Annotated in this window: 3 protein-coding genes; 2 read left to right on the top strand and 1 reads right to left on the bottom strand. The window is 65.0% G+C overall.

Translation table 11 applies throughout. The annotated features are described in order from the left end of the window. A partial coding sequence (locus ACXJL8_RS39670; RefSeq protein WP_456686881.1) for a LysR family transcriptional regulator occupies positions 1 to 316 on the bottom strand: 316 nt, incomplete at its 3' end. A 97-nt stretch (positions 317 to 413) separates the two neighbouring features. Here ACXJL8_RS39670 and ACXJL8_RS39665 point away from each other — a divergent pair. Continuing rightward, positions 414 to 1,397: an aldo/keto reductase gene (locus ACXJL8_RS39665; RefSeq protein ID WP_456618206.1), complete on the top strand. Its 984-nt coding sequence runs from the start codon at positions 414 to 416 to the stop codon at positions 1,395 to 1,397. A 315-nt stretch (positions 1,398 to 1,712) separates the two neighbouring features. After that, a complete protein-coding gene (locus ACXJL8_RS39660; RefSeq protein WP_456618205.1) occupies positions 1,713 to 1,856 on the top strand; it encodes a hypothetical protein in 144 nt (47 codons plus the stop codon). The last annotated feature ends 168 nt before the right edge of the window (positions 1,857 to 2,024 follow it).

Below are 2,024 nucleotides of genomic sequence, written 5' to 3'. Positions count from 1 at the left end.
GTGCCGAATGTTCGCCGGTGGTGATGCGGACGGTGCCGGCCGGCGTCTCGCGCAGCGCGGTCAGCGCCGACAGTTCGGCGTCGATCTCCTCGAAGCGCGGCCCGATATTGCGCAGCAGGCGCTCGCCGGCCTCGGTCGGCGCGACGCTGCGGGTGGTGCGGGTGAGGAGCCGCAGGCCGAGCCGTTCTTCGAGCGCGCGCACCGTGTGGCTGAGTGCCGACTGCGATACGCCGAGCTGGGCCGCGGCGCGGGTAAAACTGCGCTCGCGCGCGACCGCGAGAAAGGTGAGGAGGTCGTTGATATTGGCTCGGGCCATTCATGAGTCCGGATCATGAGTACATGCCGATTTTATCACCTAATCGCTGACCCACATGCGACCTAAATTCGCAGTCGCACAAAAAAGGAGAGCTGCGATGCAGACACGCACATTGGGCAAGAGCGGTCTCGAGGTCTCGGCCCTCGGCCTCGGCTGCATGGGATTGAGCTACGGCTATGGCCCCGCGACGGAGACCTCGCAGGCGATTTCGCTTGTCAGGACCGCCTTCGCGCGCGGCGTGACCTTCTTCGACACCGCCGAGGCCTACGGTCCGTTCGCCAATGAGGAGCTGTTGGGCGAGGCGCTGGCGCCATTTCGCGACAAGGTCGTGATCGCGACCAAGTTCGGCTTCAAGGGCGGCAAGGTCGAGGCCGGCCTCGACAGCCGGCCCGCCAACATAAAGGCGGTCGCCGACGCCGCGCTGAAGCGGCTGAAGACCGACCGCATCGATCTGTTCTACCAGCACCGCGTCGATCCGGAGGTGCCGGTCGAGGACGTTGCGGGCGCGGTGAAGGATTTGATCCGCGACGGCAAGGTCCTGCATTTCGGCATGTCGGAGGCCGGCGCGCAGTCGATCCGTCGCGCCCACGCGGTGCAGCCGGTGGCCGCGCTGCAAAGCGAGTATTCGCTGTGGTGGCGCGAGCCGGAGCAGGAGATCCTGCCGACGTTGGAAGAACTCGGCATCGGCTTCGTTCCCTTCAGCCCGCTCGGCAAGGGCTTTCTGACCGGCGCGATCACCGAGAGCACGACGTTCGACGCGAGCGATTTCCGGAACATCGTACCGCGCTTCTCATCCAGCGCACGAAAGGCCAACCAGACTCTGGTCGAACTGCTCGGCGATATCGCTGCGGCGAAGAAGGTGACGCCGGCGCAGATCGCTCTGGCCTGGCTGCTCGCCCGGAAGCCCTGGATCGTGCCGATTCCCGGCACCACCAAGCTGCACCGGCTCGAGGAGAATGTTGGCGCCGCCGCGGTGGCATTGTCGGAAGCTGATCTCGCTGCCATCGCCGAGGTGCTGGCCAAGGTCGCGGTGCAAGGCGATCGCTATCCCGCGCATCTGCAGGCGCGAGTCGGCCGCTGAGCCCTCGGTCGACGTCCGGTGAGCATTCGCTTACCGGACGTCCTGATCTTGTGTTCTGATTTGAATACGCTTGCGAGCGCTACCAAACCGCGTTCGCGCCACAAGGCCTGGGGAAACACCGGACCGTTAGCGTAATTCCGATAATCAATTTTATTCTCTTTCCGTCCTGCTGCGTTATATGTCGGGCATCCGTCCAAGGGGGCCGGAGCGCAGACCATCGATGCCTGCGTCACCGGCAATGAGCAGGGGGCCCAGCCCGTCGGTATGTTCGAAGTGGTCCTAACGAGACGCAAGCGGTTTGGCTGGCGATGGCAGGTGTGCGACCAGTCCGGCAAGATATTTGCGGACGGGTTCGAGCGCACGCGCCCGTCCGCCAAATATCAGGGCGAGCGCGCGCTGTTCTTCCTGCTGTCGCAAGCCTATCTGAACAACCGGTCCGCGGCCTCCAGCGAGGACTAGCGGGGCGCCCGCGCCTCGACCACGTTGAGCCAGTAGCCCGGATGGAGCGCAGCGCAATCCGGGGCCGCTGTGTCCGCGGGCGAGTACCCCGGATTACGCTTCGCTCCATCCGGGCTACGAGACCTTGCGTTGCCCGACGGGCAAAACACCCAAACACTCGGTCAACCC

Source organism: Bradyrhizobium sp. P5_C11_2, from assembly GCF_054049755.1.
The sequence above is the reverse complement of the archived record's forward strand: the minus strand, read 5'-3'. Positions and strand labels throughout refer to the sequence as shown.

Excerpts from the sequence above, each read along its gene's own strand:
- ACXJL8_RS39665 (WP_456618206.1), top strand. The coding sequence starts at position 414 with ATGCAGACACGCACATTGGGCAAGAGCGGTCTCGAGGTCTCGGCCCTC.